This is a genomic window from Pseudomonas sp. ATCC 43928 (assembly GCF_005938665.2).
Lineage (GTDB): Bacteria > Pseudomonadota > Gammaproteobacteria > Pseudomonadales > Pseudomonadaceae > Aquipseudomonas.
On record NZ_CP041753.1, the window covers coordinates 2,156,727 to 2,169,517 of the forward strand.

At 60.9% G+C, this 12,791-nt stretch carries 15 protein-coding genes; 5 read left to right on the top strand and 10 right to left on the bottom strand.

Annotation, left to right across the window (positions count from 1 at the left end; genetic code table 11):
* Nucleotides 1-43: 43 nt before the first annotated feature.
* Nucleotides 44-817 carry a hypothetical protein gene (locus FFH90_RS09765; RefSeq protein ID WP_138867060.1) on the bottom strand — a complete coding sequence of 258 codons (774 nt, stop codon included), beginning with the start codon at nt 815-817 and terminating at the stop codon, nt 44-46.
* A gap of 326 nt (nt 818-1,143) precedes the next feature.
* On the opposite strand from FFH90_RS09765, the gene FFH90_RS09770 reads away from it, so the two are divergent.
* From FFH90_RS09770 to FFH90_RS09790, 5 genes are all read left to right on the top strand, one after another.
* Nucleotides 1,144-1,824, top strand: coding sequence for a response regulator (locus tag FFH90_RS09770; protein ID WP_018929974.1), 681 nt, complete (start codon nt 1,144-1,146; stop codon nt 1,822-1,824).
* The gene (locus FFH90_RS09775; protein ID WP_026286707.1) at nt 1,821-3,146 is read left to right on the top strand and encodes an ATP-binding protein; all 1,326 of its coding nucleotides are present in this window, start codon (nt 1,821-1,823) and stop codon (nt 3,144-3,146) included. The genes FFH90_RS09770 and FFH90_RS09775 overlap by 4 nt, the downstream gene beginning before the upstream one ends.
* A gap of 128 nt (nt 3,147-3,274) precedes the next feature.
* Nucleotides 3,275-3,760: a GNAT family N-acetyltransferase gene (locus FFH90_RS09780; RefSeq protein WP_138867061.1), complete on the top strand. Its 486-nt coding sequence runs from the start codon at nt 3,275-3,277 to the stop codon at nt 3,758-3,760.
* 134 nt (nt 3,761-3,894) lie between these two features.
* Entirely contained in the window at nt 3,895-5,307 is a 1,413-nt protein-coding gene (locus tag FFH90_RS09785) for an aspartate aminotransferase family protein (RefSeq protein ID WP_138867062.1), read from the top strand.
* A gap of 81 nt (nt 5,308-5,388) precedes the next feature.
* A complete protein-coding gene (locus FFH90_RS09790; RefSeq protein ID WP_007934245.1) occupies nt 5,389-5,616 on the top strand; it encodes an MbtH family protein in 228 nt (75 codons plus the stop codon).
* Nucleotides 5,617-5,720: 104 nt separating this feature from the next.
* Here the strand turns inward: FFH90_RS09790 and FFH90_RS09795 are convergent, their stop codons facing one another.
* From FFH90_RS09795 to FFH90_RS09835, 9 genes are all read right to left on the bottom strand, one after another.
* Nucleotides 5,721-6,635: a metal ABC transporter solute-binding protein, Zn/Mn family gene (locus FFH90_RS09795; RefSeq protein WP_138867063.1), complete on the bottom strand. Its 915-nt coding sequence runs from the start codon at nt 6,633-6,635 to the stop codon at nt 5,721-5,723.
* A complete protein-coding gene (locus FFH90_RS09800) occupies nt 6,636-7,535 on the bottom strand; it encodes a metal ABC transporter permease (protein ID WP_007906536.1) in 900 nt (299 codons plus the stop codon).
* A complete protein-coding gene (locus tag FFH90_RS09805; protein ID WP_019650594.1) occupies nt 7,535-8,278 on the bottom strand; it encodes a metal ABC transporter ATP-binding protein in 744 nt (247 codons plus the stop codon). Before FFH90_RS09805 ends, FFH90_RS09800 begins: the two co-directional genes overlap by 1 nt.
* Nucleotides 8,275-9,201, bottom strand: a complete 927-nt coding sequence (locus tag FFH90_RS09810) for a metal ABC transporter substrate-binding protein (RefSeq protein ID WP_019582483.1) — start codon at nt 9,199-9,201, stop codon at nt 8,275-8,277. Before FFH90_RS09810 ends, FFH90_RS09805 begins: the two co-directional genes overlap by 4 nt.
* Nucleotides 9,202-9,236: 35 nt before the next feature.
* A complete protein-coding gene (locus tag FFH90_RS09815) occupies nt 9,237-9,809 on the bottom strand; it encodes a DUF6162 family protein (RefSeq protein ID WP_138867064.1) in 573 nt (190 codons plus the stop codon).
* A gap of 2 nt (nt 9,810-9,811) precedes the next feature.
* Nucleotides 9,812-10,132 carry a hypothetical protein gene (locus tag FFH90_RS09820; protein ID WP_138867065.1) on the bottom strand — a complete coding sequence of 107 codons (321 nt, stop codon included), beginning with the start codon at nt 10,130-10,132 and terminating at the stop codon, nt 9,812-9,814.
* Nucleotides 10,129-10,671, bottom strand: a complete 543-nt coding sequence (locus FFH90_RS09825) for a hypothetical protein (protein WP_018929964.1) — start codon at nt 10,669-10,671, stop codon at nt 10,129-10,131. The genes FFH90_RS09820 and FFH90_RS09825 overlap by 4 nt, the downstream gene beginning before the upstream one ends.
* Nucleotides 10,668-11,879, bottom strand: a complete 1,212-nt coding sequence (locus tag FFH90_RS09830) for a PepSY domain-containing protein (protein WP_064616801.1) — start codon at nt 11,877-11,879, stop codon at nt 10,668-10,670. The genes FFH90_RS09825 and FFH90_RS09830 overlap by 4 nt, the downstream gene beginning before the upstream one ends.
* A gap of 261 nt (nt 11,880-12,140) precedes the next feature.
* Nucleotides 12,141-12,599, bottom strand: coding sequence for a VOC family protein (locus FFH90_RS09835; protein WP_018929962.1), 459 nt, complete (start codon nt 12,597-12,599; stop codon nt 12,141-12,143).
* Nucleotides 12,600-12,791 lie beyond the last annotated feature (192 nt).

The window sequence follows — 12,791 nt, forward strand, 5'->3', positions numbered from 1 at the left end:
GCCCGCTTGCCCCGTCAGGAGGCAGCCACTACGGCTTGAAACTTCAGTTGCGCAACAGGCCTGGCCAGGATTGGCTATCAACCGCATGCGGACCGGAAACCAGGCGATTTTCCGGAATGTTGTAAGTCAGAAACTGATTGTCAGTCAGAAAGATATAGTAATAACTGTCGGCGAAAGTCCGATCGTTTTGCACAGCCGTAATGATCCGGTCTTTGTAGGGAGCAAGACCGGGCCAGGTAGCCTCTGTAATGGGCTCTGTCCTCAGTGACTGGACCGGGGTCACAACAGGGGGAGGGAGGTCGTCGTCAAGTTTGCCACCGATATAACCGTGGTCCCGGTTGGGATCCTCATCCAGATCCAGATAGAGGGAGTTCCCGTCATTCATGATGAATCGAAAGAGTGAGGGGCGACTTACTTGCCACCATGTCCCTGCAACGATTCGATCAAAGTGAGGCAACAGCAGCTTCCATTTAGTGTCTTCAACCTTGCGGGTCTGCATTACCGCATCGGTATCCTGATTGTAGGCGCAGACCATCGGCGTAGTGCGCTCGTAATAGAAAAGCCAAAGGATATCGAGGTCGGAAGAGTCCATGGGACGATCAAGCGTTATGCCCGTGGTCGTAAATCCAAACCGCAGGTTTTTCATGTGGTTTTCCAACGTCCCCCAGTTTCCTTTAATCGGCCAGGGGTATCCATCAGAGACCTTGTTATCGGGAATATCAAAGCGGGAATAAGTATCGGTGTCTTTGAAGATGAAGTAGATCTTGTCTTTTCCTGAACGCCAATCGACGGTCACGATGTTTTTAAGTGTCGGCATGATCTGATTCCTTTCAGATAATTAAGTATGGTTCGGGTCTTAAATGACTTTCTTCCAGGTAATAATTGGCCTGGAGTGGAGCCGTGCTAGGGTATCGTGATGTTTTACGCTGTGGTCATGTTTTCAGGATGGAATATGTTTCGGTTTGAAACGACATGTTCGCAGGCGTCCGGCCATGCATTAACAGCAAACTTCACTTTCAACTTCGTCGATTTGCGATCGCGACGCCTGCGTGGGAAGCGCTGCTTCTCGTCAGCGGCGGGCCTTGCCATAATTGCGGCTTAATCCTCAGCTGCTTCACTCGCTTTTTTGTCCTGGGGGCTCCCATGCATGTACTGGTTTGCGAAGACGATGAGCTGATCGCCAGCGGTATTGTTGCCGGCCTGACCGCGCAAGGCCTGACCGTCGAGCACGTCGCCACCGCGTCGGCTGCCCGGGCGATGCTCAAGGTGGCTGAGTTCGATGTCATGGTGCTCGACCTTGGCCTTCCCGATGAGGATGGCCTGAAGCTGTTGCAGCAGTTGCGTCACAGTGGCCTGGAGATTCCGGTGTTGATTCTCACGGCGCGGGATTCGGTCACCGATCGCGTCGACGGTTTGCAGGCCGGGGCCGACGATTACTTGCTCAAGCCTTTTGACCTGCGCGAACTGGCAGCGCGCCTGCACACCTTGCTGCGACGAGTGGCGGGGCGCAGCGTCAACCTGATCGAGCACGGTCGTTTGACCTACGATCCGAGCAGCCGCGAAACCATGCTGGGCGGCCAGCCGGTGGACCTTTCCCGTCGCGAGCAATCGCTGTTGCAAGCCTTGCTGCATAACCGTGGTCGCGTACTCTCAACCGAGCAACTGAAAGACAGCGTCTACGGTTTCAACGATGAGCTGGAAAGCAACGCCCTTAACGTCCATATCCATCACCTGCGGCGTAAACTCGGCAATGGCATTGTCGAGACGGTGCGTGGCCTGGGCTATCGCCTGGGGCCGGCCGATGGCGGAGAAGAATCGAAGTGATGAGCCTGCGTTTGCGTCTGAGCCTGACCCTCGGCGCCGCATTTGCGCTGATCTGGGCCCTGGCCGCCGCCTGGATGCTCAGTGATCTGCGCAACCAGATGATGTTTTCCCTCGACCAGCGGCTGGTTGCCTCGGCGCGGATGGTCGCCGGGTTACTGGAGCAACTGCCGGCATTGCCGAGCAAGGGCGAGGGCACCCATTTCAGCGCTGAACAACTGAATATCCCCGGCGGCATGGCCTGTCAGGTCAGCTCGTTGCGCGGCGAGATTCTGGCCCGCAGCCACAGCAACCCCGAGCAAGCGCTGGAAGCCGAGAAAATGGGCTTCCACGATCAGATTATCGACGGCGCGCCATGGCGCAGTTTCACCCTGGCGCGGGGCGATGTGCGCATCACCACCGCCGACCGGCAGATCGAGCGTGAAGCGCTGAACATGTCCATTCTGCTGGCGGCTTCGGTGCCCGTCGGCGTGGCGCTGCTTGGCTGCCTGTGCCTGTTGTGGCTCGGCATCGGTCAGGGGCTGGCACCGCTCAATCGTATGCGCGATGCGTTGATGCGGCGTAGCGCCGATTCTCTGGAGCCATTGCAGATCCAGCCGTTGCCCAGCGAATTGCAACCGCTGCTGGAAACCCAGAATCAGTTGTTCCAGCGCATCGGCAAGACCATCGAGCGTGAACGGCGCCTGACCGGTGATGCGGCGCACGAATTGCGTAGCCCGCTGACTGCGATCAAAACCCATCTGCAAGTGGCGCGCATGACCGACGGTGCCGCGCGGGATCAGTCCCTGGCCCGGGCTGAAGAGGGCGCTGACCGCCTGCACCGTACCCTTGAACAATTGCTGCTGCTGGCGCGTGTCGAGGGCAGCTTGTCGTTCGATGATGGCGTGCAGTGCAGCGCCGAGCAGGTGGCGAAACTGGCGATTCAGGATGCCGCCAGCGGCGATCGTCAGCGGATCAAGTTTCAGGTGCCGGCCAGATTCTCCGATGCGCCGCTGCAAATGCCCGCAGTGCTGTCGATTGCTGCATTACGCAACTTGCTCGACAACGCCCTGCGCCATACACCGGGCGATAGGGCGGTGGAGCTGAGCCTGGAAACCAATGGCAATCGCGTGCACTTTCTGGTGCGCGACCACGGTCCGGGAATTGCCGAAGACGACTTGCAACACCTGACCCAACGCTTCTGGCGCAACGGCCAGAGCACCGGTTGCGGCCTCGGCCTGGCGATTGTCCAGGCCATCGTCCAGCGCTGCGGCTGTACCCTGCATTTCGACAGCCGGCCGGATGGCTTGCGGGTTGAATTGACGATGCCGTTGCAACCTGTCTAACAGACACCGCTCCTACAGGGTGTCTATGTCGTCGCACACCAAATGTAACGTCTCTCCGTTGGCCTCCCGGCCCCCACGGCGTTATCGTCCCTGGCAGCTTTGACTCAATGGATTGAGGTAACAGCGCCATGACTGCATCGATACACATCTGCAAGGCAACGTCTGCCGACGCCGGCATCATCAGCCGGATCGTCGAGCGCTCCATTCGCGTCGGCTGCGTGCTCGACCACCGCAATGATCCACGAACGGTCGCCACCTGGACCCACAACAAAACCATCGAACACGTGCAGCCCTGGCTGAACGACCCGCGGTTGTACCTGAACATCGCTCTGTTGCAAGACAAACCGGTCGGCGTCGCCATGGCGGCGATCAGCGGCAAGGTTGCGTTTTGTTATGTGCAACCGGAATGGTTTCGACGGGGCGCCGGACAAGCGCTGGTGCATGATCTGGAGACGTGGTTGATCGCTCAGGGTTTGCCCCAGGCACGTCTCAACAGCACGCGCACCGGCGAAGCGTTTTACCACCGCCTGGGTTACCGGGCTTGCGCCGAAGCTTTCACGGTGGCAGGGCTCCACGCCATTCCCATGCACAAGGCGCTGCCGCCACCTTCATAGAAAGCTGATCGAGGGTCTAAATCCTCGAGCCCTTGATGCGTTTCCAGAACAGGAAAACCTGCAAGTGCGCCCCGTGAACGGAATGCGCACCTGCCCGGTGTGCAGTTTTGGTCACTATCAACAGGGGTCGAGAGATGTCAGTCGCTACCAGCCTTATCGAAGATCAGCCGGCCCGGATTGCCCCGACGCCTGCCGAGACGCTTTATCAGTTCAACGAATCGCCGCTGTTGGCCCGTCAGAGCCAACAGGAATCGAACGCCCGCAGCTACCCGCGACGCATACCCCTGGCACTCAAGCGTGCCAAGGGCATTTATGTCGAAGACGTCGAAGGCCGCTGTTTCATCGATTGCCTGGCCGGTGCCGGAACCCTGGCCCTGGGGCACAACCATCCGGTGGTGATCGAAGCGATCCAGCAAGTGCTGAGCGATGAACTGCCGCTGCACACCCTCGACCTGACCACGCCGGTCAAGGACCGGTTTGTCCAGGACCTGTTCGGCCTGCTGCCGCCGGCATTGGCCGCTGAAGTGAAGATTCAGTTCTGTGGCCCCACCGGCACCGATGCGGTGGAAGCCGCGCTGAAGCTGGTGCGTACCGCCACCGGGCGCAGCACCGTCTTGTCGTTCCAGGGCGGTTACCACGGCATGAGTCAGGGCGCGCTGAGCCTGATGGGCAGTCTGGGACCGAAAAAGCCGTTGGGTGCCTTGCTCGGCAATGGCGTGCAGTTCATGCCGTATCCCTACGATTACCGTTGCCCGTTCGGGCTCGGTGGCGCGCAGGGAGTGCAGGTGAACCTGAGTTACCTGGAGAACCTGCTGAACGATCCAGAGGCTGGCGTGCAACTGCCGGCTGCGGTGATCGTCGAAGTGGTGCAGGGCGAGGGCGGGGTGATTCCGGCCGATCTCGACTGGCTGCGCGGTTTGCGGCGCATCACCGAGCAGGCCGGCGTGGCGCTGATCGTCGATGAAATCCAGAGCGGCTTTGCCCGCACCGGCAAGATGTTCGCCTTCGAGCACGCCGGAATCATTCCGGATGTGGTGGTGATGTCCAAGGCCATCGGCGGCAGCCTGCCGCTGGCGGTGGTGGTCTATCGCGACTGGCTCGACACTTGGCTGCCGGGCGCCCATGCCGGAACCTTCCGCGGTAATCAGATGGCCATGGCCGCAGGCTCTGCGGTGATGCGCTACCTGACCGAACACAAGGTTTGCGAGCACGCCGCCACCATGGGCGAGCGCTTGAGCGAACACCTGCACATCCTGCAGCGGGACTTCCCGCAGCTGGGCGACATTCGCGGACGTGGCTTGATGCTGGGCGTTGAACTGGTCGACCCGGCTGGTGCGCCGGACGCTCAAGGCCATCCACCGGTATTCGGTCGTCTGGCGGCGTTGGTGCAGCGCGAATGCCTCAAACGCGGGTTAATCCTCGAGCTGGGCGGGCGTCACGGCGGTGTCGTGCGTTTTCTGCCGCCGTTGGTGATCACCGCCGCCGAAATCGATCGGGTGGCCGACATTTTCGGCAGGGCCATGGCCGCAGCCGTCGCCAGCCTCTAAATTTTTCTGCGCCTTTAACGTTCCTTCTACATAACGGCTGCGCACGGTGTGCAGCCCACCCTATAGCGATGGAGAGACAGCATGACGTCAGTATTCGACCGCGAGGACATCCTCTTTCAGGTCGTGGTCAACCACGAAGAGCAATACTCGATCTGGCCCGACTACAAAGCCGTGCCACAAGGCTGGCGCACCGTGGGCAAGAGCGGCCTGAAAAAGGAATGCCTGGCCTACATCGAAGAGGTCTGGACTGACATGCGTCCACTGAGCCTGCGCCAGAAAATGGAAGAGCAGGCGGCCGTGGCTCACTGAGTCGCCGCGCAAAAAGAAACCCGCTGAACCGGTGACGGTCAGCGGGTTTTTCACGTTTGAAATCTCTGTTGTCTGCGCGGCTGCCATCGCGGGTTTAACTGACGTTATGCCCCGCTCAACCCCTTGATCACTTGATCCACATTCCCTTCCAGCTCGGCCACCGGATCCGCCGCATCGACACTCAACACCACCAACCGACTGCCTGCCTGCGAGATCGCCGCTTTCACCGCCTCCGACGGCTGTCGATGATGCAACACCACCGCCACGTCATGGTCCTTGAGCGTCGCGCTCAACTGCTTGAGCGCTTCAGGCGTCCACTCGGCATCCGGCCGTGCATCGAGGCCGATCAGCTCCAGGTTGAGGCCGCCGATCAGGTAGCCGAAATGATCGCTCAGGCTCATCACGCTCAGGTTATCGGCACTGGCCAGCCGCGCTTCGCTGTCGGCACTGAGCTTGAGCAGGCGCTGCTTGAGCGCTGCGAGATTGGCCTCGATGGTCGGTTTGGCCGCCGGCGCCAGGCGCACCAGGTCCGCCGCCATCACGTCTGCCATGCGCCCCATGTTGTTGCTGGAAAGCCACGGCTGGCTGTTCAACCCGTCGACCTTGCTGCCGGGCTGCACGGCGATGCCGGGAAGGGCGCCGTCCACCGGGCGGGCGGCGTCGACTTCGACGATACGAATATTGCTGCGCCGGGATATCGGGTACAGCGGATCATCCGCCCACAGGGAACGCAGACCAATCACGGCATCGGCGTCGGTCGCCAGCTTGGCCAGCGCCGGAGCGCCACGACCGGTGAAATAGGCGGTCTGTCGGCTGCCGGGCAGATTGTCCGGCGCGGCCCGTTCCAGTTTGACTTCGGTGCCTTTGAGCAACACTTCGCCCAGACCATAGGTGATCGGCAAGGACGCCAGCACGTGCAGCGGTTTGGCGCTGTCCGCCGCAGCGCAAGTATTGGCCAGACCGCACAGGGGCAATGTGAAGGTCAATGCCAGGGTCAGTTGACGCAGAGAAAAACACATTTATCCGAGGTTCCCTTTCAGGCTGGGGACGATGCCGCGAGCGATCGCGGCCAGGGCGAAGGCGATACCGGCCACCAGAATGATCGCGGCACCGGACGGGATGGGCAGGTCAAAGACAATCGGCGCGAGAATTCCGCACAAGGTGCTCACCGTGGCAATCAGCACCGAACACCAGAAAAAACCCTTCAACGACTGGCTGAGCAACCGCGCGGCCGCCGCTGGAATCACCAGCAGGGCGCCGACCAGAATCGCGCCGATGACTTTCACCGCTGCCACCGTGATCAGCGTCACCAGGATCACGAACAGGTAGTCCAGGGTTTTCACCGCCACACCGCGTACCGCCGCCAGTTGCGGGTTGAAACTGGCGAGCATGATGCGGTTGTACAGCGGTAGGGCCAGTGCCATGACCAGCGAGCCGACGATGGCCAACACCAGCAGGTCGTTGCCGTTGACCGTCAGTACCGAGCCGAACAGCACGTTTTCCAGAATGTGCACATTGATCTTGCCCGCCAGGATCAACAGCAGGCTTGCGCCCAGTGCCAACGACACCGACAGAAACACGCCGATCAATGTATCCGGCGCCAGACCCGTGCGGTTGCGCAGGTAGTTCAGCAAAATACCGAACAGCAGGCAGTAACCGAACAGGCTGCCATAAGGCCCGGTGTAAGGTTCACCGAGCAGAATGCCGATGGCCACGCCAGTCAACGCCGCGTGACCCACCGCTTCGGAGAAAAATGCGAAGCGCTTGACCACCACCAGCGTGCCCAAACCGCCCAGCACCGGGCCGATCAGCAATCCAGCGAGCAGGGCGTTGACCACAAATCCATAGGCCAGCGCTTCCGGCAGGTAACCCGACGAGGCCCAACCCTGGACCATCAAACGAAAGGCTTCGTAACTCATCAGGCAGCGCTCCGGGGATGGGTCGAGAACAAGGTCAGCAGTCGCTCCGGGGTCAGCGCCTGTTTCGGCGTGGCATCGAACAACACCCGGCGATTGAGCCCGGTGACCCGGTCCGCCAGACGCCCGACCGCTTCCAGATCATGCTCGATCCACAGCACGGTGATGCCGCTCTGGCGCCAATCGCCCAGCAGCCGTTCGAACACTTGGATACCGGCCTCATCGAGCGCCGACATCGGTTCATCGAGCACCAGCAACTGTGGCGCCGGAATCAGCCCTTGGGCCAGTAAAACCCGCTGGCGCTCGCCGCCGGACAGCGCGCCCATGCGCCGTTTGCGTTTGTCCTGCATGCCGACCCGTTCCAGCGCCTCGCCAATGGCCGTTGCGTAATGCTTGCTCAAGCCGAGAAACGCCGGGCGCCGCTGACACATGGCCGCCATGAAGTCGTCGACGGTCATTGGCAAACCGCGATCAAACTCCAGCGCTTGCGGCACGTAGCCGATCGTCCCGGGTTCGCCGGGCCATTGCAGGCTCAAACGGCCCTGATGCGGCATCTGCCCGAGCAGGGTCTTGATCAGCGAACTCTTGCCGCCACCGTTGGGGCCGACCAGAGCATGCACGCTGCCGGGCCGGACCTGAAAAGTTACGTTGTCGAGGATGGTCGTGCGCCCCAGCGTCAGGCTGACTTCGGCGAAGTCGAGGGTCGGGCCGGCGCTTTGTACGGTCAGGGTTTCTTGAGCGGTCATGCGCCAGACTCCTGAATCGCCCGAACCACGGTGTTGAGGTTGCCGGTCATTTCCTTTTCGTACTTGTCGGCGGTGTATTCGCCATAGGAAATGTGCGACAGCGGATACAGCTTCACCCCCGATTCGCGCTGGATGGTTTCGACGTAAGTGGACGGGAAATCCATCTCCGAGAAGATCACTTTCACGTCCAGCTCCCGCAGTTGATCGATGGTCTTTTTCAGTTGGCTGGGGCTGGGTTCGATGCCGTGGGCCGGCTCGACCACGGCGGTGACTTCCAGGCCGAACTCGCGCAGCAGATAGTCGTAGGCGGCATGGACCGTGGCCACGCGCAGCTCGGCGTTGGGCGCCTGGGTCAGTTTGGCCAGGGCATCGGCGCGCATCTGCCGCAGGCGCTTACCGTAGGCGCGGGCATTCTGGGTGTAGGTTTTAGCGTTGGCCGGGTCGAGCTTGCCCAACTCGCGGGCAATGTTGTTGACCTGGGCAATCGAAGCGCTGATCGACAAGAACGTGTGCGGGTTCACCACTTTACCGGCACCGCGAGCGGCGACACCGGTGGCGGCCAGCAGCGGCACATTTTCGTTGGCTTCGATCACTTTGATATTCGGGGTTTCGCTGGCGGCGATCATGCGGTCGGCGAAGTCGTCATGGCCCACACCGTTGAGCACGATCACGTCGAGCCCGCTGATGCGTTTGATGTCCTCGGCGCGGGGCTCATAGGCGTGCGGGTTGAAACCGGCCGGGATCAACGGCACCACTTCGGCCTTGTCGCCGACGATATTGGCCACGTAGCTGTAATAAGGGTGCAGGGTGATGCCGATTCGCAGGCGCTTGGCTTCGTCGGCACTGGCCAGAGGCGTCAGCAAACAGGCAAGCAGGCCGACCAGCAGCAGGCGCAAAAAACGACGTTGAGATGAACTAGGCATGGGAAAGCGGTCTTCTCTCGGGTGAGGGCGAGGGTTCAGTGCCGATGCTGGCGGGTGACCCCGGCATCGAATTGCGCGACGATCTGCTGCCAGCCAGCGCTTTCCAGCGCGGCGTCAGTCAGATCAGCCGGGGGCGCGAGGGCTTTGGAGCGGTTGAGCCAGATGTCTGGCGCATCGTCGTCAGCAGTCAAACGCATCAGGAATGAGCCGGCCACGGTGGGTGCCTGGCTCTGGCCGAAGTACGCCTTGGCGTCCAGCAATTGCCAGGCATGACCGCCTCGACTGACAGAACTGGCGTCTTGGGCAAACGGCGCGAAACCTTCCTCGGCGAGGGTGGCGGGTGTGGGCAGCGCTTGTTGTTCCTCGCGCAACAGGTGGATTTCATCCAGCGTGACCCGCAGGTCTGCGTAAATACCTTGCTCGGATGCGCTCAGGTCGCGGCGGGCATCCAGTTGATGGGTGCCGACGCTGCTCACTTCCCGGGGCTCGCCGCGCCAGGCGACTACCGAGCCGGCCACCGCCAGAATCATCAGGCACAACAGCAACACATAGAGGGTTTCATGGCCGGCTCCGGCCGGGCGCACCACTTGGGTGGTTGGCGTGCTCATGCTCAGGGCGCCTCGATGTCGGCTTGGTCGATCTCGACCACGTGGCCGGGACCGGCGTCGAACAGCACGTAGAATTCAGCGCCGGGCTTCTTGAACGTCAGGGTCGAATCGGCGCCGAGCTTGCCTGGCACCAGAATGGTTTCATCGTAGCCGATCACATCCAGGGTCACGCCCGGCGCGCCGCTGCCGTCGGAGAAACCACCGGTGCAACGGATCTGTTCGGCGTCGATGGCCTTGCACTCGCACATCGGGTTGTGGGCCAGGGCGCTGGTGCTGAAGACGGTGCAGAGCACCAGTAAAACGGGGCGAAAAACGCTGGTCATGGTTTGCCTCCTTGTCTGTTCAGCCATGCGACGGTGGCCGGCGACGCCTGGCTCAGGGGGATGGAGGCTTGATGCATGGCGCCGTCCCAGCCTTCCATGGTGATCCACAGTTCAGCGTCGTTTTTGGTCTTTTCGGGTACCGGTAGCGCGGCGCCCATGTGGTAGGGCGTGCCAAAGAAAATCACCCCGGCGGCGCGCAGGCTGCGCGGTTTGCCAATGCGCAGGTAAGTCGCCTTGACCTGATCGCGACAGCTGTCGCAGAGCGCAGCATTGAAGGACTTCAAGTAGCCGGCAGGGCCATCGGATACCGGGGCTGCGTTGCGCAATTCAGCCAGGCGCAGGCTCCAGGGGCCGACCTGAATTTCACCGACTTCACGCTCACCCAGGCCGGTGTCTCCGCGAAACAGCGCTGCGTCGGCGAAGTATTTGGGCATGAATCCCAGCGGCACCAGCAACAGCAGCACGTTGATGTGGAAACGCCATGTGTGCCAGAAGCGGCTTAGCGGCGAGCGTGGTTTTTCTGCTGCGACCTGGCTCATCGGCTGCCCTCCGTGGCTTCGCGGCTCATGGCCGGGGCCGGCTGGCCGGTCAGCGCAGCCCGTGGACGCTTGTTGCTGCGCTTGAGCGCATTGGCCGTGGCCAGGGCGGTGCGTTTGGTCCAGATCAACAGGCCGCTGAGGACCATCATGCTCAGGATCAGACCGAAGAAGAACCAGATCAGCTTGATCCAGATACCGCCGAAATCGCCGGTGTGCAGCGGACGCATGGATTCGGTCACCAGCTCCAGACCCGAACGATCCGACAGCAGGCGCGTGGTGGAAATGTCACCGGTGTAAGGGTTGACCTCGGCGCTCTGGTAGATCAACGGGTACCAACTGCGCCCGCTCACCAAAAGATGGCTATAGGCATTGGCGGGGAGGCTGACAGAGCTGTCTTCCAGGCCAGGAATGCGTTCCTTGGCCTCGCGGATCGCGCTTTCCAGGCTGATCATCGGCGCCGGTGCGCCATCGACGGTGAGCGGCACGCTCTCACGCGGGACGACGGGGGCGACCGGCGCGGTGGAAATCGAAATGTGGTTATCGGACAGGATCGCTTCAATCATGAACCAGGTGCTGGTGACGGAAATCACCGCAATGAACCAGATCGACCAGATGCCGCTGAGCCGGTGAAAGTCGCCCCAGAAAATCCGCGCGCCATGACGAATGCGCAGGGTCGGTCGCAAGAAGCCTTTCCAGAACCGTTTGTAGACCACGAGCCCCGTCACCAGTGAAGCCAGCATCGGCAAGCCGAGGAACGACACCAGATACCAGCCCCAGCTGTAGCCGTTGGTGAATGGCACCAGCCACCAGCCATGCAGCGCGCGAGTGAAGGCCTGGAAGTTGAAGGGTGGAGCGGTGCCCTGAATCGCCCCGCTGTAGGGGTTCACATAGACCGTCACCGAGCGTCCGTCCGGGTAGCTGACCTTCACGTCCAGGGCGAAATGCGACTCGTCGGGACGGTTGATACTTTCGACCAGCGTTTGGGGCTCGGCCTTTTTGATGGCGGCGATGATCTGGTCATAGCTGAGCAGCGGCGCGTCGTCCGAAGGCGGGCTGGCGCGCATTTGCGGGTTGGCCAGCCAGACGATTTCCTGACTGACCACCGCCAATGTGCCGGTCACACAGACGATCAATACAAAGAACCAGATGGGCAGGGCCAGCCAGCTATGGACCAGAAACCAGAGTTTTGAGCGGGATTTCTTCGACATGATTAAAGGTCTTGTTTCGATGAGAGGACTTCTGCTGCGGGCTTCCCAGCGTTGAGGTCCATGAAAGGCCCGGTCGTGGCTTTTGCCTACGCGACCGGCTGCATCTAAATAAGACGTATGAGCATCGGAAATCCCGAAAGGGGATATGAAAGTAAATGTTTCGTGTTTCTGCGCTGTGTGGGAACAGCCAATATTGATGTTGAATGTGATGCCCCCATCGCGAGCCTGCTCGCGATGGGGGCTGATCACATACCGAAGCTATCAACCCTGCTTGAACATCTCCTTCGCCCGCTGTTCGATCTGTTCCTGCGTCAGATCCTCCTTGCGCGTGGCCAGAAACCACACATGCCCATAGGGATCCTTCAAGGTCCCCGTGCGGTCGCCATAAAACTGATCCTTGACCTCGGACACCACCGTGGCACCGGCATTGATGGCCTGTTTATAGGACTTGTCCACATCGTTCACATACAAATGCAGGCCCACGGACGGCGATTTGTCCGGGTTGCTCAAGGGCCCTTGGTCACAGGGTGTGCCCAGCATGATCGGGCTATCGCCGATACGCAGTTCGGCGTGCCCGATGCCGCCGTCGGGCATGGCCAGGCGCATGACTTCGGTGGCGCCAAAGGCTTTCTTGTAGAAGTCGATGGCTTCGGCAGCTTTTTGAATGCCCAGATAAGGGGTGATGCTGTGATAACCCTCTGGAATAGGTTTGACGCTCATGACGGTTCTCCCTTTATTGTTGTGGAGTTAAGGTGTTCCTTCGCCGTTTTCCGGTCGGATAACTATAGGTCAACCCCTTCGCCACAACTGAGTGCCCGACGAGTAGCCGCAGTCACGACAACGCGCCGCACTGCAATTTTGGTGCATCAGCGGTAAGAACCTGGATCGACAGGTTCTCTGTGGCGCGACGCT

Bases quoted from the DNA above. Each gene is read 5' to 3' on its own strand.
- FFH90_RS09800 (WP_007906536.1), bottom strand. From the start codon at position 7,535: ATGAGTTACGAAGCCTTTCGTTTGATGGTCCAGGGTTGGGCCTCGTCG.
- FFH90_RS09810 (WP_019582483.1), bottom strand. From the start codon at position 9,201: ATGCCTAGTTCATCTCAACGTCGTTTTTTGCGCCTGCTGCTGGTCGGC.
- FFH90_RS09830 (WP_064616801.1), bottom strand. From the start codon at position 11,879: ATGTCGAAGAAATCCCGCTCAAAACTCTGGTTTCTGGTCCATAGCTGG.
- FFH90_RS09780 (WP_138867061.1), top strand. From the start codon at position 3,275: ATGACTGCATCGATACACATCTGCAAGGCAACGTCTGCCGACGCCGGC.
- FFH90_RS09820 (WP_138867065.1), bottom strand. From the start codon at position 10,132: ATGACCAGCGTTTTTCGCCCCGTTTTACTGGTGCTCTGCACCGTCTTC.
- FFH90_RS09825 (WP_018929964.1), bottom strand. From the start codon at position 10,671: ATGAGCCAGGTCGCAGCAGAAAAACCACGCTCGCCGCTAAGCCGCTTC.
- FFH90_RS09815 (WP_138867064.1), bottom strand. From the start codon at position 9,809: ATGAGCACGCCAACCACCCAAGTGGTGCGCCCGGCCGGAGCCGGCCAT.
- FFH90_RS09770 (WP_018929974.1), top strand. From the start codon at position 1,144: ATGCATGTACTGGTTTGCGAAGACGATGAGCTGATCGCCAGCGGTATT.
- FFH90_RS09795 (WP_138867063.1), bottom strand. From the start codon at position 6,635: ATGTGTTTTTCTCTGCGTCAACTGACCCTGGCATTGACCTTCACATTG.
- FFH90_RS09765 (WP_138867060.1), bottom strand. From the start codon at position 817: ATGCCGACACTTAAAAACATCGTGACCGTCGATTGGCGTTCAGGAAAA.
- FFH90_RS09805 (WP_019650594.1), bottom strand. From the start codon at position 8,278: ATGACCGCTCAAGAAACCCTGACCGTACAAAGCGCCGGCCCGACCCTC.
- FFH90_RS09790 (WP_007934245.1), top strand. From the start codon at position 5,389: ATGACGTCAGTATTCGACCGCGAGGACATCCTCTTTCAGGTCGTGGTC.
- FFH90_RS09835 (WP_018929962.1), bottom strand. From the start codon at position 12,599: ATGAGCGTCAAACCTATTCCAGAGGGTTATCACAGCATCACCCCTTAT.
- FFH90_RS09785 (WP_138867062.1), top strand. From the start codon at position 3,895: ATGTCAGTCGCTACCAGCCTTATCGAAGATCAGCCGGCCCGGATTGCC.